At 41.5% G+C, this 20,667-nt stretch carries 17 protein-coding genes; 9 read left to right on the plus strand and 8 right to left on the minus strand.

All coding sequences use genetic code 11. The features are described from left to right. Nucleotides 1–25: 25 nt before the first annotated feature. Complete coding sequence (glyA, locus tag QHT84_RS13335; protein WP_283240069.1) at nucleotides 26–1,300, minus strand: serine hydroxymethyltransferase; 1,275 nt, start codon at nucleotides 1,298–1,300, stop codon at nucleotides 26–28. A gap of 110 nt (nucleotides 1,301–1,410) precedes the next feature. Between glyA and fahA the strand changes: the two genes are divergently transcribed. The 5 genes from fahA to QHT84_RS13360 all read left to right on the plus strand — a co-directional run bounded on the left by fahA (nucleotide 1,411) and on the right by QHT84_RS13360 (nucleotide 7,693). Further along, complete coding sequence (fahA, locus tag QHT84_RS13340) at nucleotides 1,411–2,694, plus strand: fumarylacetoacetase (RefSeq protein ID WP_283240070.1); 1,284 nt, start codon at nucleotides 1,411–1,413, stop codon at nucleotides 2,692–2,694. A gap of 65 nt (nucleotides 2,695–2,759) precedes the next feature. Next, nucleotides 2,760–3,842: a glycine cleavage system aminomethyltransferase GcvT gene (gcvT, locus tag QHT84_RS13345; RefSeq protein ID WP_283240071.1), complete on the plus strand. Its 1,083-nt coding sequence runs from the start codon at nucleotides 2,760–2,762 to the stop codon at nucleotides 3,840–3,842. Between the two features lie 83 nt (nucleotides 3,843–3,925). Beyond that, complete coding sequence (locus QHT84_RS13350; protein WP_283240072.1) at nucleotides 3,926–5,875, plus strand: S41 family peptidase; 1,950 nt, start codon at nucleotides 3,926–3,928, stop codon at nucleotides 5,873–5,875. A 4-nt stretch (nucleotides 5,876–5,879) separates the two neighbouring features. Then, nucleotides 5,880–6,914, plus strand: a complete 1,035-nt coding sequence (locus QHT84_RS13355) for an LIC11966 family surface protein (protein WP_283240073.1) — start codon at nucleotides 5,880–5,882, stop codon at nucleotides 6,912–6,914. 68 nt (nucleotides 6,915–6,982) lie between these two features. Beyond that, nucleotides 6,983–7,693, plus strand: a complete 711-nt coding sequence (locus QHT84_RS13360) for a YebC/PmpR family DNA-binding transcriptional regulator (protein ID WP_283240074.1) — start codon at nucleotides 6,983–6,985, stop codon at nucleotides 7,691–7,693. Nucleotides 7,694–8,003: 310 nt separating this feature from the next. Here the strand turns inward: QHT84_RS13360 and QHT84_RS13365 are convergent, their stop codons facing one another. After that, nucleotides 8,004–9,044, minus strand: coding sequence for a PLP-dependent cysteine synthase family protein (locus tag QHT84_RS13365; RefSeq protein ID WP_283240075.1), 1,041 nt, complete (start codon nucleotides 9,042–9,044; stop codon nucleotides 8,004–8,006). Nucleotides 9,045–9,123: 79 nt separating this feature from the next. Further along, nucleotides 9,124–11,187 carry a S9 family peptidase gene (locus QHT84_RS13370; RefSeq protein WP_283240076.1) on the minus strand — a complete coding sequence of 688 codons (2,064 nt, stop codon included), beginning with the start codon at nucleotides 11,185–11,187 and terminating at the stop codon, nucleotides 9,124–9,126. A gap of 127 nt (nucleotides 11,188–11,314) precedes the next feature. Here QHT84_RS13370 and QHT84_RS13375 point away from each other — a divergent pair, with 127 nt between their 5' ends. Then, nucleotides 11,315–11,638 (plus strand): YbaB/EbfC family nucleoid-associated protein, encoded by a 324-nt coding sequence (locus QHT84_RS13375; protein WP_283240077.1) that lies wholly within the window; start codon nucleotides 11,315–11,317, stop codon nucleotides 11,636–11,638. Here the strand turns inward: QHT84_RS13375 and QHT84_RS13380 are convergent. Next, nucleotides 11,635–12,660: a threonine aldolase family protein gene (locus QHT84_RS13380; protein WP_283240078.1), complete on the minus strand. Its 1,026-nt coding sequence runs from the start codon at nucleotides 12,658–12,660 to the stop codon at nucleotides 11,635–11,637. The genes QHT84_RS13375 and QHT84_RS13380 overlap by 4 nt on opposite strands. Before the next feature lie 216 nt (nucleotides 12,661–12,876). Here QHT84_RS13380 and prfB point away from each other — a divergent pair. Further along, a protein-coding gene (gene prfB, locus QHT84_RS13385) for a peptide chain release factor 2 (RefSeq protein ID WP_283240079.1) occupies nucleotides 12,877–13,972 on the plus strand; the annotation gives its coding sequence in 2 pieces (ribosomal slippage) (nucleotides 12,877–12,939 and nucleotides 12,941–13,972; 1,095 coding nt in all). Nucleotides 13,973–14,187: 215 nt separating this feature from the next. On the opposite strand, the gene QHT84_RS13390 is transcribed toward prfB, so the two are convergent. The 4 genes from QHT84_RS13390 to QHT84_RS13405 form a co-directional block, all read right to left on the minus strand. Then, nucleotides 14,188–14,955: a dienelactone hydrolase family protein gene (locus QHT84_RS13390; protein WP_283240080.1), complete on the minus strand. Its 768-nt coding sequence runs from the start codon at nucleotides 14,953–14,955 to the stop codon at nucleotides 14,188–14,190. A gap of 96 nt (nucleotides 14,956–15,051) precedes the next feature. Further along, on the minus strand, nucleotides 15,052–16,275 hold the full coding sequence (locus tag QHT84_RS13395; RefSeq protein ID WP_283240081.1) for a porin: 1,224 nt from the start codon (nucleotides 16,273–16,275) through the stop codon (nucleotides 15,052–15,054). A 121-nt stretch (nucleotides 16,276–16,396) separates the two neighbouring features. Then, entirely contained in the window at nucleotides 16,397–17,728 is a 1,332-nt protein-coding gene (locus QHT84_RS13400) for an inorganic phosphate transporter (protein WP_283240082.1), read from the minus strand. Between the two features lie 24 nt (nucleotides 17,729–17,752). Further along, on the minus strand, nucleotides 17,753–18,397 hold the full coding sequence (locus QHT84_RS13405) for a DUF47 domain-containing protein (RefSeq protein WP_283240083.1): 645 nt from the start codon (nucleotides 18,395–18,397) through the stop codon (nucleotides 17,753–17,755). Between the two features lie 193 nt (nucleotides 18,398–18,590). Between QHT84_RS13405 and QHT84_RS13410 the strand changes: the two genes are divergently transcribed. Together QHT84_RS13410 and QHT84_RS13415 are read left to right on the plus strand one after the other, a co-directional pair. Continuing rightward, nucleotides 18,591–20,219: an acyl-CoA carboxylase subunit beta gene (locus tag QHT84_RS13410; protein WP_283240084.1), complete on the plus strand. Its 1,629-nt coding sequence runs from the start codon at nucleotides 18,591–18,593 to the stop codon at nucleotides 20,217–20,219. Nucleotides 20,220–20,227: 8 nt separating this feature from the next. Then, nucleotides 20,228–20,659: a hypothetical protein gene (locus QHT84_RS13415; protein ID WP_283240085.1), complete on the plus strand. Its 432-nt coding sequence runs from the start codon at nucleotides 20,228–20,230 to the stop codon at nucleotides 20,657–20,659. Nucleotides 20,660–20,667: the final 8 nt, after the last annotated feature.

The raw sequence follows: 20,667 nt of genomic DNA on the forward strand, positions 1-20,667 counted from the left end.
TGGTATAATAAAGGGTTATGCTATTTTAGTAAACAAAAATGGCTCTTTCGCTCATCATGTCGTTTACCTCGTCGGCAATTTGTTCTAACAATTCGTCATTGGCTGCATTCATCAACACCCGATCGATTAAATCGACTATCGTTTCCATGTCGCTTTCCACCAAACCACGCGTGGTGATGGCCGGAGTTCCCACACGAATTCCGGAAGTGACAAAAGGCGATTTGTCATCAAAAGGCACCATATTTTTATTCACCGTGATTTCGGCTTTGCCTAAGGCAATTTCAGCGTCTTTACCGGTGATGTTTTTGTTTCTCAAATCGATAAGCATCATGTGATTATCGGTCCCGCCCGAAATAAGATTGTAGCCTCTTTTCACGAATGCTTCTGCCATGGCTTTGGCATTTTTTTGAACTTGTAGCGCATAGGTAAAAAACTCATCCGACAACGCTTCGCCAAAAGCAACAGCTTTGGCTGCTATGATATGCTCTAACGGTCCACCTTGGTTGCCCGGGAAAACAGACATATCCAAGACATGTGACATCATTCGGATTTCACCTTTTGGTGTGGTTAATCCCCATGGATTCGGGAAATCTTTACCCATCATAATCATACCGCCTCTTGGTCCGCGCAACGTTTTGTGCGTCGTAGTGGTCACGATATGACAATGCGGAATCGGATCGTTCATCAATCCTTTGGCAATCAAACCGGCCGGATGAGAAATATCGGCTAGCAACAAAGCCCCGACACTATCGGCGATTTCACGGAAACGTTTAAAATCCATATCGCGGGAATAAGCCGAAGCTCCGGCAATAATCATTTTCGGCTGTTCTTTGGTGGCAATTTCCTGGATTTTATCGTAATTCAACACACCGGTTTCTTTTTCTACTCCGTAAAATACCGGACTGTATAATTTTCCGGAAAAATTCACCGGAGAACCGTGGGTTAAGTGCCCGCCGTGGGATAAATCGAATCCTAAAATTTTATCACCCGGTTTCAAACAAGCAGCAAAAACCGCAGTGTTGGCTTGCGAACCCGAATGCGGTTGTACATTAGCATATTCGGCACCGAATAAAGCTTTAGCACGATCAATCGCAATTTGTTCAATTACGTCTACTACCTCGCAACCGCCGTAATAGCGCTTACCGGGATAACCTTCTGCATATTTATTAGTCAGTACAGAACCGGCGGCTTCCATTACCTGATCACTCACAAAGTTCTCAGAAGCAATCAGTTCGATTCCTTGAATTTGTCTGTCTTGTTCTTCAAGAATTAAGTCAAAAATTTGTTCGTCGCGTTGCATTTGAATATATTTCGTTAAATTGAGGTCAAAATTACAAAAATGGTTTGTTACTTTGATAGTAAATGATATATTTGATTGCGTAATTTTTCAACAACAAAACAAACAATACCATGCCCAATTCAACTAACAATCCCAAGAGAAAATCATGGCTTACTGTCCCCGAAAACAGTGACTTCCCCATTCAAAATATACCGTTTGGCGTATTTTTAACGAAAGATGACGTCATTACCATCGGAACCCGAATTGGGGATTATGCTATTGATTTAGGCGCGCTGCAACAGCTCAACTACTTTGAAGGTATCGAACTCACCGATGATATGTTTATGCAGGATACCTTGAATGATTTTATTTCTGACGGAAAAAAAACATGGCGCTTGGTTCGCAATCGAATCAGTGACATTTTTGAAATCAATAATCCCAAACTGAGAGACAATCAGGAACATCGGGAGATTGTTATTTTCAAAATAGAAGATGTGGAAATGCAATTGCCGGTGCTAATCGGAGACTACACCGATTTTTATTCGAGTCGGGAACACGCTACTAACGTCGGTAAAATGTTCCGAGATCCGGCTAATGCCCTTTTACCTAATTGGCTTCATATACCGGTGGGGTATCACGGCAGAAGCTCTACGATTATTCCGTCCGGTATTCCGGTACACCGCCCCATGGGACAAACCCTTCCTAATGGTGAAACAACTCCGGTTTTTGGTCCGTCTCGTTTAGTCGATTTTGAACTGGAAACCGCCTTTATTACTACCGATGCCAACATTATGGGTGAAAATATTCCGGTGACGGAAGCGGAAGATTACATCTTTGGTATGGTTTTATTGAACGATTGGAGTGCACGTGACATTCAAAAATGGGAATACGTTCCGCTCGGACCGTTTTTGGCCAAGAACTTTGCCTCTTCGATTTCTCCGTGGATTGTAACCATGGATGCCTTGGAGCCGTTCCGTTGCAAAGGTCCAAATCAGGAACCGATGCCGCTACCCTATTTACAACAAAAAGGAAAACACGCCTTTGATATCAACTTAGAAGTCTATATCGAACCCGAAAATGTAGAACCTACGTTGGTTTCCAAATCCAATTTTAAATACATGTATTGGTCAATGTCGCAACAATTAGCACATCACACCTCTAACGGTTGTCGCGTGAATTCGGGCGATATGATGGGTTCGGGAACGATTTCGGGACCAACGCCGGACAGCTTTGGTTCGATGTTGGAACTAACCTGGGGTGGTAAAAATCCGTTAATCATGAATGATGGTACCGAGCGTAAATTCATCAACGACAACGACACTGTAATTATGAAAGGATATTGCCAAAACAGTTCCATTCGTATCGGTTTTGGTGAGGTCAGTACTAAACTCTTGCCGCCATTCGTAAGAAAATAATCCTTCGACAAGCTGAGGATAACAATACACAAACAACAAACTCAATATAATTCCAAACAAATAAAATGAAAAATACAGCTTTAACACACGTTCATGAAAAATTAGGTGCTAAAATGGTACCGTTTGCCGGATACAACATGCCGGTGCAATATGAAGGTGTCAATGCCGAGCACGAAACTGTTAGAAATAACGTAGGCGTTTTTGACGTTTCTCATATGGGTGAATTTTTATTGACCGGTACAAATGCTTTGGCGTTAATTCAAAAAGTAACATCTAACGACGCTTCCGTACTCGAAATAGGTCGTGCCCAATATTCTTGCTTGCCTAACAATGAAGGTGGAATTGTGGACGATTTAATCGTATATCGCATGAAAGAAGATCAATATTTACTGGTGGTTAATGCCTCTAATATCGAAAAAGATTGGAATTGGATCAGCGCACACAACGATGTAGGGGTTGACATGCGAAACCTGTCGGATGATTATTCGTTGTTGGCCATTCAAGGGCCGAAAGCGGTTGAAGCGATGCAATCACTGACTTCAGTGGATTTATCCGCTATTAAATATTACCATTTTGAAGTCGGACCCTTTGCCGGCATTGAAAACGTTATCATTTCCGCCACAGGTTATACCGGTTCGGGTGGATTTGAAATATATTGTAAAAATTCGGAAGTCGAACAAATTTGGAATAAAGTCTTCGAAGCCGGTGCGGCTTTCGGCATCAAACCAATTGGTTTAGCGGCGCGTGACACCCTGCGTTTGGAAATGGGATTCTGTCTATACGGTAACGACATCAACGATACCACTTCACCATTGGAGGCCGGTTTGGGATGGATTACCAAATTCACCAAAGATTTCGTAAACTCCGAAAATCTGAAAAAACAAAAAGAAAACGGCGTAAGCCGAAAATTAGTAGGCTTTGAATTATTAGAGCGCGGTATTCCCCGTCACGATTACGAAATTGTAGATGCCAACGGCAACAATATAGGCATCGTAACTTCGGGAACTATGGCACCCTCTTTGGGCAAGGGAATTGGCATGGGTTATGTAAAAACGGAATTCTCAGCTGTTGATTCCGAAATCTATATTCAAATTCGAAATAATAACGTAAAAGCGAAAGTAGTGAAGCTTCCTTTTTATAAAAAATAAACACTGTGATCAGATTCTTGTCAGTATTGGTTTGTATACCGGGTTTTCTTTTGGGCCAAACCCCAAAAAACCCATGCAAAACCTTGGCCAAAATCAACCTGCTCATTCAGGAAAATCACTACAAACCCAAACCGATAGACGACAGTTTATCGGTTTATGTTTTTAATACCTTTTTAGATGCGATTGACGAAGACCATCGCCTGTTTTTACAGTCTGAAATAAACGCGCTGAAAAAGTATGAGCTTCAAATTGACGATTACATCAACAGTGGTAATTGTGCTTTTTTGGATGAATTTTATGGAGCCTACAACAAAACTGTTGAGCGCTACAAAAGAATCCTGCAAAGTATCGAGAACGAACCTTTTGCTTTTTCGAGCACCGAAAAGATTGAATTTTCCAAAAAGGCGTTTCCTTTTGTTAATGAAGAAAAGGAACTGAAACACTTGTACAAAAAACGAATTTTATTCAATATTCTTCGAGATATAGCGGAATTGAGTACCAACAAAGATTCGTTAGTTGCCCATTTCGAACCATTGGCTGTTGCCGGTAAGGCTAAAATTTTAGACCGATACAGATGCAAAACAGATAATCTTGAATTAACCCGAGACGAGTTCAACTCGGCTTTCTATAATGCTTTTTGTTCTTATTTTGATCCGCATACCGAATATTTTTCGCAAAGCGAAAAGTCCTCATTTTACTCCGCAGTGAGTTCCGATAATTTGTCATTCGGCCTGTATGTTTCGATGACTGAAAAAGATGAAATGACCGTGGATGATATCATTCCGGGCAGTTCGGCCTATTTTACCGAAAAGATTGACAAAGGCGATCAATTACTCAAAATAAAACATCAAAACGAAGAATATGAAATTGCCTGTGCTTCGATGAAAAAAATTGATGAAATCATCAGTTCCAATCAATACAAGACAGCCGATTTTACCTTCCGTAAAAAAAGCGGAGAAATTTACAGTGTGCGCTTGAGCAAAAAAGTCATGAGAGACTATCAAAACAATGTCTTCAGCTTTAAACTCAAAAAGGGAAATCAGTATTACGGTTACATTCGGATTCCGAGTTTTTACGCCACGTTCGAAAGCGGTATTTCCAGTGTGAGTAATGATGTTGCCAAAGAAGTCTACAAATTACAAGAAGATCACATTGACGGCCTCATCATCGATGTTCAAAACAACGGCGGTGGTTCTATGGAAGAAGCCATCAAGTTGTCGGGGTTATTTATTGATGTTGGGCCCTTAGCCTTAATGAACAACCATAAAAACAAGAAAGAAATCATCAAAGACATGCACCGTGGTAGTATTTATACCGGGCCGATGGTGGTTATGATTAACGGATTTTCGGCTTCGGCAAGTGAATTTTTTGCCAATGCCATGCAAGATTACAACAGAGCCATCATCGTAGGAAATCGCTCTTTGGGCAAAGCTTCCATGCAACGCATTTTTCCGTTAACCGATGAAAACGATGAGTTTTTGAAACTTACTTTAGAAAAATTTTATCGGGTAACCGGAAAGAGCAATCAATACTCCGGCATTACGCCCGATGTTACACTTCCATTGTTATTCGACAAGCAGATGCCGCGTGAAGACAGTTATAAAACAGCCCTGAAAAATGATGAAATTCCGATCCAGCTCAAATTCAATCGCCTACCGAATGACGTTATGAAGAGCACTGTGGTAGAAGCGGAAAAGAAACGGCTCGAAAAGGATGAAAATGCTATGGCCATACAAAAATTAAACGACCGCATCAATCCGCTATACGATGGCGATTTACCTCCTATTCTATTGCAGTTTTCGGCCGTTTTTGATGATGTCAAAAAAATCAACAGCTTGTGGAAAGAAATCAAAACCGTGAGCGAAAAAGTATATCCTGTCGACGTAAGCCAAAATTCGATAGATGAGGAATCTCAAAAATTTGACGATTATTTAAAAAGTTGTACTACTGAAAGAGTCAAAGAAGTTAAAACCAATTACCATATTTTGGAGTCGTTAAACATCTTGGATGACATTAAAAATTATAAACCGTAAACTAATGAAATTTAATTTTTTAGCTGTTTTTATATTTATTATCACTTTTAATACAGAAGCGCAAGAATTTAAGTCACCGCTCGACTACCTGAATTACATCGGCAAAGAGCAGGAATCCATTTCCAAAAGTATGTGGAAATACACTTCTGCCGTGGCGCATTCCAAAAGTGCGCGTCGCATCGACAATACCCGTAAACTTTTGGTGAAGAGCATTCAAACTGCGAGTAAAAAGATTGCTGCGTTGCAAAACGGCTACCAAGGTGATACCGAATTCCGGGATCAAATCATCGATTATTTGGCCATCTCCGAAAAAAACATCAACGAAGAATACGATAAAATTATCGACATGCAAGAAGTTGCCGAGCAATCCTACGACGCTATGGAAGCGTATATCATGATGCGTGATTTGGTGAACAAAAAGATTGAAGCCGAAAATGAAAAAGCCAATTTGGCGCAGAAAAAATTCTGTGCCAAATACAACATTAAACTAACCGAAGACTCCAGTGAACTGAGCAAAAAAATCAAGATTTCAAACGAAGTCTTTGAATACCATACCCAGTTATACTTAATCTTTTTCAAGGCCAATGTAACCGATTTGTACCTCTCCGAAGCCATCAAGAAAAGTGATATCGGTGCCATCCAACAAAATGCGGCAACCCTAATTCAATATGCCGATGAAGGTTTGGAAAAACTCAAAACCATCAAACCGTTCAACGCCGACAATTCGATGGTAACGGCCACCAAAAAAGCATTGGAATATTACAAAAAAGAAGGCCAACAGTTTGCACCGAAAGTAATCGAGTTTTTAATGTTCAACGAAAAATTCGAAAGCGCTAAAAAATCACTCGAATCTAAATCGGATAAAGACCGAACCAAGGAAGAGATTGACAACTACAACGGTATGGTCAAACAAATCAATAAAGAAATTGAAAACTACAACAAAATAAACAATACCAATTATCAGGAAAACAATGCTGTAATCAACGGTTGGAACAGTGCCGGAGACACCTTCATTTCGACGCACGTTCCTGTGGGTTAATTTGTTTGCATTAACCGAATATTACGTTATTTTTGCAATCAATTTAGCAATTAAAAATTCTATCAGAAATGGGAAGAGCATTTGAATTTAGAAAAGCCCGTAAAATGAAACGCTGGTCGGCTATGGCCAAAACGTTTACTCGCATTGGAAAAGATATTGTAATGGCAGTGAAAGAAGGCGGACCGAATCCGGAAACCAACTCGCGTTTGAGAGCGGTGATTCAGAATGCCAAAGCGGCCAACATGCCGAAAGACAATGTGGAACGCGCCATCAAAAAAGCATCCGACAAAGATACCGCCAATTTCAAAGAAGTATTATTCGAAGGCTATGCCCCACACGGCATCGCCATTCTTATCGAAACGGCCACCGACAATAACAACCGTACCGTAGCCAACATCCGCAGCTATTTCAATAAATGTAACGGAACGCTCGGTACGCAAGGCTCGGTAGAATTTATGTTCGACCATACTTGTAATTTCCGCATCCCGGCCGAAGGACAGGATGTCGAAGAACTGGAACTCGAAATGATTGATTTCGGGGTAGAAGAAATCTTCGCCGACGAAGACGGTATCGTGATGTACGCGCCGTTCGAAAGCTTTGGTGCCATCCAAAAAGAACTGGAAAACCGCGGACTCGAAATCTTGTCTTCGGGTTTTGAACGCATTCCGCAAATCACCAAAGCGCTTACGCCGGAACAAGTGGCCGATGTCGAAAAATTATTGGAAAAAATTGAAGAAGACGACGATGTGATGAACGTGTATCACACCATGCAGGAATAATTAACGGTCACATTTTTCAGCACAAACCATCCACTCCAAGCCTATTGCTTGGAGTTTTTTTTTAGGAGCACACCAACTCCGCTTTTTTTAACCCTGCTCCCGCTTTCCGTTGCAATCTTTTTTAGTTGGTCAGCTAATTCAATATCAGGCTAAGCGTGTCGAAGCAATGTCAGAGGACCATTGAATAACCAACTAAAAAAGGATTTTCGCTGCAATCGGGGCTATAACTCAGCAACGATTTTTTAAATACAAAAACGCCAAGCAAAAGCTTGGCGTTCTCTATATCTAAATTGAAGACAGACGGAACAGTCTATTTAATAAACTCTACTTTTTGTACTTCTTCAGCATTAATACTGTCAAAAAACCCTTGTTCATTCATCCAGTCATCACTAAATACTTTGCTCATATAACGGGAACCGTGATCCGGGAAAATAGCAATCACATTGCTGTTTTCGTCAAACTCACCTTCTTCGGCATATTGCTTAATGGCTTGCATTACCGCTCCGGAAGTATAGCCCACAAACAAACCTTCTTTCTTGGCTATTTCGCGGGTAGTGTGCGCACTTTCTTCGTCGGTCACTTTCATAAAGTGGTCAATCGAATCGAAATCAGTGGCGGTTGGAATTAAGTTTTTCCCCAAACCTTCAATGCGATACGGGTAAATTTCATCGGCATCAAATTCTTTGGTTTCGTGGTATTTTTTTAATACCGAACCAAAAGCATCCACGCCTAAAATTCGGATATTCGGATTTTTTTCTTTTAAAAATTTCGCAGCACCCGAAATGGTTCCTCCGGTTCCGCTGCAAGCCACCAAGTGGGTGATTTTACCGTTGGTTTGCTCCCAAATTTCAGGACCGGTTGATTTGTAATGCGCATCAATATTTAGTTGATTGAAATATTGATTGATGTAAATGGAACCTTTGGTTTCTTCGTGTAAACGCTTCGCCACATTATAATAGGAACGCTCATCATCGGCAGAAACATGCGCCGGACAAACATATACTTTGGCTCCTAAACTGCGTAACATGTCAATTTTATCTTTGGAAGATTTTGAACTCACCGCTAAAATGCAATTGTACCCTTTGATGATACTTACCATGGCCAAACTGAAACCGGTATTACCCGATGTTGTTTCGATGATGGTATCGCCGGGAGTTAAAATTCCTTGCCTTTCAGCTTCTTCAATGATATATAATGCTATTCTATCTTTGGTGGAATGCCCGGGGTTGAACGCTTCAACCTTAGCATAAAAGTTACCCGGTAAAGATTCTGTGATTTTATTCAGTTTAATTAACGGGGTATTCCCAATTAAACTTAGCACATTATCGTGAGCTTTTATATCTTCTTTCATAAAATAAATTAGTCAAGGCATGTTATAAAGTCCGATTTACAGACCTCCGAACGTTGCAAATTTAATAAAATATTTTAAACTATCTTTTTATTCCTTCTAAATCTAACAAAAAACTGTATTCTTTGGCGATTTCTTTAATGGCTTCAAACCTTCCCGAAGCGCCACCATGACCCGCATCCATATTCGTATCTAAGTACAATTGATTGTTGTCTGTTTTTAACACTCTCAATTTAGCGACCCATTTGGCCGGTTCCCAATATTGCACCTGAGAATCATGCAATCCGGTAGAAATGTACATGTTGGGATAATCCTGAGCCGTTACATTATCGTAGGGCGAATACGAAAGCATATAATCGTAGTACTTTTTTTGATTCGGGTTGCCCCATTCGTCGTACTCACCGGTGGTAAGCGGAATGGTTTCATCCAACATTGTGGTGACAACATCTACAAACGGCACCTGTGCAATAACGCCATGGTACAAGTATGGCGCCATGTTGACCACGGCACCCATCAAGAGTCCGCCCGCTGAGCCGCCTTCGGCATACAAATGCTTGACCGATGTATACTTGCTGTCAATTAAAAACCGGGAGCAATCGATAAAATCGGTAAACGTATTTTTCTTTTTTAACAGCTTGCCGTTGTCATACCAGGCTCTGCCCAAGTCTTCACCGCCTCTGATATGAGCAATAGCAAAAATAAAACCCCGATCGAGTAACGACAATCGCACCGTCGAAAAATAACAATCCATCGTAGCGCCATACGAACCGTAGGCATACAATAGCGTCGGATTGTTGCCGTTTTTAGACAACCCTTTTCGGTATACCATAGAGATTGGCACTTGAGTTCCGTCTTGTGCGGTAGCCCAAACGCGCTCTTCGGTATAATTGGCCTTATTAAACTTTCCGCCCAAAACTTCCTGCTCTTTTAAAACCGTTTTGGCTTTCGTTTTCATGTTGAAATCAATCACCGAGGAAGGTGTCGCTAAAGACTGAAAACTGTATCGCAATACCTCAGTATCAAAATCGAGATTCGTGGTGGTGTACGCGGTATAGGTTTCGCTATCAAACGGCAAGTAATATTCTTCGGCGCCACTCCACGTTATAATCCGAATTTGATTCAAACCATTGAAGCGCTCCGAAACCACCAAATAATTCGCAAAAATGTCAATATCTTCCAGCAATACGTCTTCGCGATGCGGAATCACATCTACCCAATTTTCTTTGGTCATAGCGGTTTCCGGTGTTTTCATCAACTTAAAGTTGGTGGCCTTATCCTTGTTGGTAACGATGTAAAAATGATCCTCAAAATGCGACATCGAATATTCCAATCCGCGCGTCCTTTTTTGAAAAACCGTAAATTTGGCATCGGGCGTGGTGGCTAACACCATGCGGTACTCGGACGTCAAGGTACTGCTCGAACTAATGATAATGTATTTTTTAGATTTGGATTTGTACACCGAAACATCAAAAGTCTCATCTTTTTCGAAGAAAACCAACACATCTTCGGTAGTATCGGTCCCGAGCTTGTGTTTGTAAATCGTATCCGAACGCAAAGTCTGGGCATCTTTGCGAGTGTAAAACAATGTGCAATTATCGGCAGCCCAAGTAGCACCACCGGTAGTGTTTTCTATTTTTACCGGAAGAATTTCACCGGTTTGTAAATTTTTAATCTGAATGGTGTATTGCCTTCTCGAAACAGTATCGACGCCAAAACTCGCCCAAACATTATCTTCACTGACGCTCAAACCTGACAAGTTGAAGTAAGCATGCCCTTTAGCCATTTCATTGCAGTCAAACATAATTTCCTCGGGCGCTTCCAAACTGCCTTTTTTACGAGAATAAATCGGGTAATCTTTGCCTTTTTCGAAACGCGTAATGTAGTAATAGCCGTTGTAGAAATACGGCACCGATTCATCGTCTTCTTTAATCCGGGCTTTCATTTCGGCAAACAAGGCTTCCTGAAACGCTTTGGTATGAGCAGTCGCTTGTCGGTAATAGTCGTTTTCCTGATTTAAATACGCAATCACTTCCGGATTGTCCCGTTCGTTGAGCCAATAGTAATTATCAGTACGAACATGCCCGTGTTTTTCGAGCTGTTTGGGAATTATTTTGGCTTTTGGCGGAAGTATGTTGGTATCGGTCATGAATTATAGGCTAAAATCATTTACAAAAATAAGTATTATGCAAGCCTATATTTTTGTTCCTGTCGGAAGTTATAAACGTAAAAATTAACAAACATTACTTATTTTTGGAGCCTAAATTTTAGAAACCATGTTTGGAGATATGATGAATATGATGGGTAAACTGAAAGAAACCCAACAAAAAATAGAAGCTACAAAACAACGCTTGCATACCGTTTTGATTGATGAACAAAGTCACGACGGGTTGCTCAAAGTGACCCTAACCGCCAACAGAACTCTGAAATCGGTGACCATTGATGATAGTCTTTTGGCCGATAAAGAACAATTGGAAGACTATTTGATTTTGGTATTGAACAAGGCTATTGAAAGAGCCTCGAGCGTCAACGAAACTGAATTAGCGGCCGTAGCCAAAGAAGGCATGCCGAATATTCCGGGAATGGATAAGTTCTTTTAGAATTTGATTTTAGTTAAATGCTCCAAGACGTATTCGTGCAACACTTGTTTGTAATCGAGATGCGTTACCATACGCAGTTTCCCTTGACCCATAGAACTGATGAGTATGCCTTTGGCTTTCAGGGTTTCAATGACTTGTTTCTCGGTTAGCGGAGATTTGACTTCAAAAATGACGATATTGGTTTCTGTCGGGGCCACATGGGCTACCCAAGACAGTTGTTCCAATACCTGTCCTAATTCTCTGGCACGGCGATGATCATCTTCTAAGCGTGTAATGTTGTTTTGTAACGCATAAATTCCCGCTGCCGCCAAATAACCCGATTGGCGCATGTTGCCGCCGAATATTTTCCGGATACGTAAGGCTTTGTGCATGGTTTCGGCATCGGAAATCAGCACGGAACCAATAGGCGCCCCTAATCCTTTGGAAAAACACACCGAAATGGTATCAAACAAAACGCCAAACTGTTTCGGATGTTGTTTTTTGGCGACCAAAGCATTCCACAAACGAGCGCCATCTAAATGGTATTTGAGATTGTGGTCGACACAAACTTGCTTAATTTTTTGCAGCTCTTCGATATCATAACAAGCGCCACCGCCCTTATTGGTGGTGTTTTCTATACCTACCATTTTGGATAGAGGCGCGTGGTAAAATTCGGGATCGTTAATCCCGGAAGCGACTTGTTCGGCCGTAATCATCCCGCGGTTACCGTCGAGTAAATTGAAATTCACGCCACTGTTAAACGAAGCGCCACCGGCTTCGTACAAATGGATGTGCGACCATTTATCGCAAATGATTTGGTCTCCCGGATTGGTATTGAGTTTAATAGCGGTTTGGTTGGCCATCGTACCTGAAGGGAAAAACAAAGCGGCTTCCTTACCGAATAAATCGGCTACCATTTTTTCAAAAGCATTTACGGTAGGGTCTTGCTTGAACACGTCATCCCCTACTTTGGCATTGAACATGGCTTGCAACATTTCGGGAGACGGTTTGGTTACGGTATCGCTGATTAAATTTATTTCCATATGAAAGTCAGATAGTCTATTTTTGTACGGGATCCTTAGCCCGGATGGGAACGGCATCCTTTTTCCCGTCAGTTCGAGTTTTTTGTTTCGCTTCTCGATACGTCCGCCAAAGCGGCCACTCGAAGTGACGAAACAAAAAGTATCGAGAACCGGGAAAAAGATACAGTGTACAGCCGGATGAGCTCCTAATTTTAAAAACACAAAACTACATTATTTATGACAAATACCGAACAAATAAAAGGTATAGTAGAACGCCTTGGTGCGTTGAGGAGGTATCTTTGACATTGATGCCAAGCTGATTGAAATTACCAACGAAGAGGAAAAAACGCTTGCGCCCGATTTTTGGAACAACGCTAAGGAAGCCGAAAATATTGTAAAAAATCTCCGCTCGAAGAAAAAATGGGTGGAAGATTTTAACAAGGCCGAAAGCTTGACCGAAGAGCTTCAAATTACCTACGAATTCTTTAAAGACGGCGATGCGACCGAAGCGGAGCTCGATCATCAGTACGAGTTAGCCAATAATCATATTGAAAATTTGGAATTCCGCAATATGTTGTCGGATGAAGGCGACAGTTTGAGTGCGGTACTCCAAATTACCGCCGGTGCCGGAGGTACCGAAAGCTGTGATTGGGCTTCGATGTTGATGCGGATGTATTTAATGTGGGCGGAAAACCAAGGCTACAAAGTCAAAGAACTCAACTTTCAGGAAGGCGATGTGGCCGGCATTAAAACGGTGACTTTGGAAATTGAAGGCGATTTTGCTTTTGGCTATTTGAAAGGCGAAAACGGCGTACACCGATTGGTGCGCATATCTCCTTTTGACAGTAATGCCAAACGCCATACGTCGTTTGTTTCTGTATACGTATACCCGTTAGTGGATGACAGTATTGAAATTGAAATCAACCCCGCCGATATAGAAATCATTACTTCGCGTTCGAGTGGTGCGGGCGGCCAAAACGTAAATAAGGTAGAAACCAAAGTACAGTTATTTCACAAACCTACCGGCATTCAGATTCAGTGTTCGGAAACGCGCTCGCAACAAGACAATCGTCAACGAGCGATGCAAATGTTGCGCTCGCAGTTGTATGAAATTGAATTGAAAAAACGCCAGGAAATGCGCAGCGATATTGAAGCCGGCAAAATGAAAATCGAATGGGGTTCGCAAATTCGAAATTACGTAATGCATCCCTACAAATTGGTGAAAGACGTTCGCACCGGTTATGAAACCAGTGATGTTGACGGCGTTATGAACGGTAACCTGGATGAGTTTTTGAAAGCCTATTTGATGATGATGGGACAAAAAGAAGCGTAAACCGTTAGCAGTCGCAGTCGGCACGATTTAAAATAACTGTAAACTGTGACTGCTAACTGAAAACTTTATCTTATATTTGCCACGAGGATTCCGTAAAGGAAGTTACACCTCACCGCATAAGTCGATCGCTCCAGGTCGGCTTTTGTATTTTATAACCTCAAAGAAAAGCCCAAAACGAGAACGGTTTTGGGCTTTTCAAATGGAAAAAAATTATTTTACAACACTTCTTTCAGAAAACTCAATAAGGCTTGCCACGAACGTTTGTCTGCTTTTTCGTTATAGGCTACGCCTTTTTTCTTGTCGCTTCCCGCATCTTTGTGCGTAAAAGCATGAACCGCATCGGCATAGTAATTCATTTGCCAATCGGCCTCGGCGGTGCGCATTTCGCTTTGAAAGTTTTCGATTTCTTCTTTGGGTACATAAAAGTCATCAGCACCATGAAGCACCAATACTTTGGGAGTGATTTTGTTGATGGTTCTCGAGGCATCACGACCTAGGCCACCGTGAAATGAAACCACACCTTGTACTTTGAGGTTGGCTCTCGCCGCCTCGATTGCTCCGGTGCCGCCAAAACAATAGCCGATAACGACAATTTTATCGGGATTGGCGCCAAGCTTGATTAGTTCGTTTAAAGCCAATTGGATTCGTTTTTGATATTCGAGGTAATTCTTTTTGTAGTATCCTGCTTTAGCTCCGGCTTCTTGGGTATTGGCCGGTCGGTTATTTTTACCGTATATATCCGCTACAAACGAATAATATCCCAATTCGGAGAGCATTTTGGCGCTTTCTTTAGCGTGTTCGTCCACACCTAACCAAGCCGGTAAAACCAAAACGCCCGGATTTTCTTTAAGTGCTTTAGCAGGGGGACTCCCAAAGCCACTTAAAATTTCCTGACCGTCTTGATAGTCGATGGCTTTGAGTTGGGCTTGAGTTTGAAAAACCATAGTTAAGGCAACCGCAGCGAATAAAATATTTTTTTTCATAGGAATATGTTTTGGATGTTTAAAGGTAACTATATAACCCTAAAACAAAAGTTAAGAAGCTATTAAATAAAAAAAGCCTCCGAAGAGGCTTGTATTTTAAATCCCGATTTCAACCTGAAAACGCAGGTACCAGTTATTTTTGGTAGATCCGTCGTAATATTTGAGTGTGTCGTAGTTGAGCTCGGCTTGTAATTTGAAGGCATGTTCCCAAATGTATTTGGTGACACCTATCGAATATTCTCGGGTATTGGGGGCCAACGTTTGGATGTCTTCACCTACATTTTGTATCGAATAGCGCGCTATAAATTCGTAATTCGATTTGGTATTGTAACTGGCCTGATAATCAAACCCATTACCTACAAATACATACTTACTTTGGGTACTATCCTCCGGATTCACAGTCACCGCATTCTGATTGGTGGTTCTCGACATATAACTCATCATGGCGGCCCAACCGTTGTATTTAAACATGGCATCGAGTAAAACCGACTTCATGGTGCGTTTCTCAAACAAATCGTCACCCAATTGACCTTGCGTTCTTCTGGCGTGATTGTTTTGTTGGAAGGCCCCGGAGACCATCAATTTAGGTTTCTTTTCTCGAATGACATCGCCCTCAAAATAGGTACCGTCTTTGGCAAAAGCACCAAAGGGAAATAATTCGACTTTTCCGGTTACGGCTATCCCGTCATCGGTTTTTCCGGTTTGATTGCGTCCTTCGCCGCCTGACAAAGCCGTTTTAAAGTTATACGAAAATTCATTGTTGTATTCATTCATATGATGCACCTGAAAACCAAAATCACGGTCTATGGTAAACTTGGCATTATTGATGGTTCTGTCTGTAAGCTGTAATCCTCCTGAAGAGTTTACCCTTTGGCGGTTACCGGGCAATTTGGTTTGTCCGAAACTGATATTCCAGTGCTTGTTTGGCCGATAAAAAATCACCGCGTCTCTGATGATATTGATATTTTCTCCTTCTTTAATTTCGCCCACATCGCCGGGTGCAAAAGAGAGTTGAATAGCGTAAAGGAATTTCGGATTCCCTACATACCCGTCAAATCGCAACCGCAGACGACGAATTTGTCCGTCGTAAGCGCCGTTTTCGTCTTCATTTTCCAGATAAGTCACGCGGTTTTGCATGCGAAAACGGATGTTTAATTGGAAAATACTGTCGGGAGATGTCATCCCGATTCCTTTACCGAAGCTGTAATACGGCAAGGCCGATAATTTAATGTCGTTGTCGTGTTTGGTTTGCTCAATAGTAACTTGAGCCGTGGTAGTCAGTGCCAGCAATAGCGTAAGTATTGCTAAAATGTTTTTCATGTTGTGTGTGTAGTTAGGTTTTTACAATTAATTGATGATTTTGAAATGATTTGATAACAAAGTAAAACAGGTTATAAAAAAAAGCCAACCATGACAGTTGGCTCTTATGTGAATACTGTAATTAGAAAAATAGTTTCAATATATAATACATGATAGCTGCTAAAACAGCGGAAACCGGTATGGTTAAAATCCAGGCCCATAATAATTTTACCGTAACGCCCCAACGCACCGCAGAAACTCTTTTGGTTACGCCTACCCCGATGATGGAACCGGTAATAGTGTGAGTGGTGGAAACCGGAATTTTAAAATGCTCGGTGGTGAATAAGGTTAGTGCTCCGGCCGACTCGGCAACAACACCCTCAAAAGCCGTTACTTTGGTAATTTTGGATCCCATGGTTTTTACAATTTTCCATCCGCCGCTCAACGTTCCTAAAGCAATAACAGTATAACAAGTAAGCGGAATCCAGCCCGGCATTACCCCTTCAATTTTTACACCGTCTTTCTCGGAAGGCAAAACCACATTCAAATCGAGCCAACCCTCTGAGAGATTGATATCCGGATTTGATTTGATATAAACTGCCACTGCTGCGGCAATAATACCCATTACTTTTTGAGAGTCGTTACCGCCGTGCCCCAAACTAAAGGCAGCAGAAGACAGCAACTGCATTCTTTTTAAAACCGTTTCGGCAGTAGCCGTAGAGAACGAACTGAAAAACAAATTAAAAAAGGCTAAAGCGTAAAAAATAAAGGCCACTAAAAACCATTTTATATTGTGAGGCTCCGTTACTACACTCCAAAACTCACTTTCAAACCTTGGTTTTTTGATGTCTTCGTAAGGGACCATGACAGAGTATAGAAACCAACCTACCAGTAGCATTAACACTACGGTTAATACTTTAGGCCAAACATTTTTCCTGGAAGAGTACATCAACCAAAGTGATATGAAATAAGAAATTATCATCCCCAACAATGGAGCGAAAACAATAAATAAAATGACGATAAAAACTCCCGATGGTAATAATTCACCCTCTTTGGCTTCTTTGAACCAGTTTACGATTTTAAAACCGGCATGTTCCGGATCGGTCACACCCACCAAACCGTGGGCAATAGCGGCACCGGCAAATCCTCCGATGAGCGTATGTGATGAAGACGATGGAATTCCCTTCCACCAGGTGAGTAAATTCCAAATGATGGCAGCGATAATTCCGGCCAAAATTACAATCAAATCAATACTGGAGGTATGGGCTGTTTTGGCTACCGTATCGGCTACCCCGAATCCGAATACCCAATACGCGAGAAAGTTAAACATCGCTGCCCATAGCACCGCCTGAAAAGGCGTCAGTACCTTAGTGGCAACAATGGTGGCAATAGAGTTGGCGGCATCGTGAAAACCATTGATGTAGTCAAAAACCAGCGCAAGAAAAATGATAACTAATAATAACGTAAAATCCATAAAAGTTAGGTTTAGGGGGAACTATTATGAATGTTTTACTGAAATTTGCTCCATTACGTTGGAAACACTTTTACACTTGTCTGAAGCTGATTCCAAGGCAGATAATACTTCTTTGTATTTAATGATGTTTTTTACATCGGTCTCATTTTCGAAGATATCCGCTACGGCTTTGTCAAATACCGAATCCGCTTTGCTTTCCAATTTGTTAATTTTCTTGCAGGTATCTTTGATGGCTTTGTGATCTTTCATGTCTTTCAATTCCAAAATCCCTTTTTTGATTAACTGACAGGCCTCTAAGTTAATTTCCGTTAACTTTCGAATCGATTTGGTAATTTTTTCTACCTGATACAATCGCATTCTGCTGGCTGCCCCGTGCATGTAATCGGCCACATTATCCAATGCCTTTACCAAAGCATGAATGTCTTCACGGTCAAACGGAGTGATAAAGTTGCGGCTCAACTCCAAATGGGTTTTATGGGTGATTTCTTCAATAGTGGCTTCTAATTCTTCAATCTTTCTGAAATATTCTTCACGCTCTGTTTTGGGCGCATTTACGGCTTCATGCAAGGTTTCGGCTAACGTCACTAAATTGGATGAGGCTTGTTCAAAAAGTGGAAAAAACTTTTTATCTTTCGGAACCAAAAACTGGAAAATACTGTTTATAGACATAGTGTTAAAATTTGATGCAAATGTATTACTCTAATGTTAAGTGAATATTAAATATAGTTGCCCGGATTTTACCAAAGTTTACAATTTGTTAACATCGTTTTAACTCCTGTTATACCCGTTCCTAATTTCTGTTATTGAAAACGATTTCGTAGCTTAGCAGCCGCATAATAACTACCATTACACATACAGCAGCATGGACATTAACTTCAATAAAAACGAAGACCACAACAAACTCCTTTTATCAGAACTCAAACAACGTTTGGCCAAAGTGAAACTCGGCGGTGGTGAAAAACGCATCACCAAATTACATAGCGAAGGCAAGATGACCGCTCGCGAACGCATCGATTATTTGTTGGATGACAAAGCGAAAAGCATTGAAATTGGTGCTTTTGCCGGAGAGGGTATGTATGCCGAACACGGCGGCTGTCCTTCGGGTGGCGTGGTGGTTAAAATAGGCTACATCAAAGGGAAACAGTGTATTGTAGTAGCTAATGATGCCACTGTAAAGGCTGGTGCTTGGTTTCCGATTACCGGAAAAAAGAACTTGCGTGCTCAGGAAATTGCCATAGAAAACCGATTGCCGATTATTTATCTGGTTGATTCGGCCGGTGTGTATTTGCCGATGCAAGATGAAATTTTCCCGGATAAAGAGCACTTTGGACGTATCTTCAGAAACAACGCCGTGATGAGCAGTATGGGCATTACCCAAATTGCGGCCGTTATGGGCAGTTGTGTGGCCGGTGGTGCTTATCTGCCGATCATGAGTGACGAAGCCATGATTGTAGACAAAACCGGAAGTATCTTTTTGGCCGGAAGTTATTTAGTGAAAGCGGCTATCGGTGAAAATATTGACAACGAAACATTAGGCGGTGCCACAACACACTGTGAGATTTCGGGCGTTACCGATTATAAAGCTAAAGACGATAAAGAGGCCCTCGACCGGATTAAAAGTATTGTCGGAAAAATTGGAGACTATGAAAAAGCCGGTTATAACCGCGACAAAGCGCATAAACCGACAGCAGAAGAAAAAGATATTTACGGCATTTTACCCAAATCGCGCGCCGACCAATACGATATGATGGAAATCATCAAGCGGTTGGTAGACAATTCCGAGATGGATATGTACAAACCCGATTACGGCAAATCCGTTATTACCTGCTACGCGCGTATTGATGGTTGGGCGGTAGGCATCGTGGCCAACCAGCGAACCGTTTCTAAAACTAAAAAAGGGGAAATTCAGTTTGGCGGTGTGATTTATTCGGATTCCGCCGATAAAGCAACCCGATTTATAGCCAATTGCAATCAGAAGAAAATCCCGTTGGTATTTTTGCAAGACGTGACCGGATTTATGGTAGGCTCCAAAAGCGAACACGGTGGCATCATTAAAGACGGTGCCAAAATGGTGAACGCGGTTTCGAATTCGGTGGTACCGAAATTCACTGTAGTTATCGGCAACTCCTATGGTGCCGGAAACTATGCCATGTGTGGCAAAGCCTACGATCCGCGACTCATTGTGGCTTGGCCAAGTGCCGAATTGGCTGTTATGGGTGGCACGCAAGCGGCTAAAGTATTGGCTCAAATAGAAGCTTCTTCTTTAAAAGCCAAAGGCGAAACCGTAGACGAAAAGACCGAACAGGAATTGTTTGATAAAATTAAAGCGCGTTATGACGCTCAGATATCTCCGTATTATGCCGCGGCCCGATTGTGGACGGATGCTATCATTGATCCGCTGGAAACCCGCACTTGGATTTCGATGGGTATAGAAGCGGCCAATCATGCGCCTATTGAGAAGAAGTTTAATTTGGGCGTGATACAGGTTTAATTTTTAATATGAAACGACTTTTCTTCATTCTCTTACTGATAACAAGCTTTGGCATCAATGCTCAAACCGAAGATTGTTCCGGAAGTTATTTCTTCTTAATTGAAGGTAAAGACGGTCATATTCTCGACTACAAAATACAACTCAATCCCGACCAAACTTTTGTTTTTACGAGTTTTAACCGAGTAGTTGACATACGGGGTAATCATGATACTCACCAAAAAGGAAAAGGTACTTGGAAAGTGGAGAATAAAATTATCAAATTCACTACAGAGGTAACCGACTTAAACCAGGATTACACCTTAAATTTTAGTGGAACTACTGCCCGTATTGTCAAAAAATCGCCTCGAGATACTTCTGACAAGGTTATACCAACCGCACTTCAATTTTACAAATCTGAAATTCGCACGATAGAAAATTTGAAATTTTTGTTGAAGGAATAGTTTTGACC

Source organism: Flavobacterium sedimenticola, from assembly GCF_030053345.1.
Lineage (GTDB): Bacteria > Bacteroidota > Bacteroidia > Flavobacteriales > Flavobacteriaceae > Flavobacterium > Flavobacterium sedimenticola.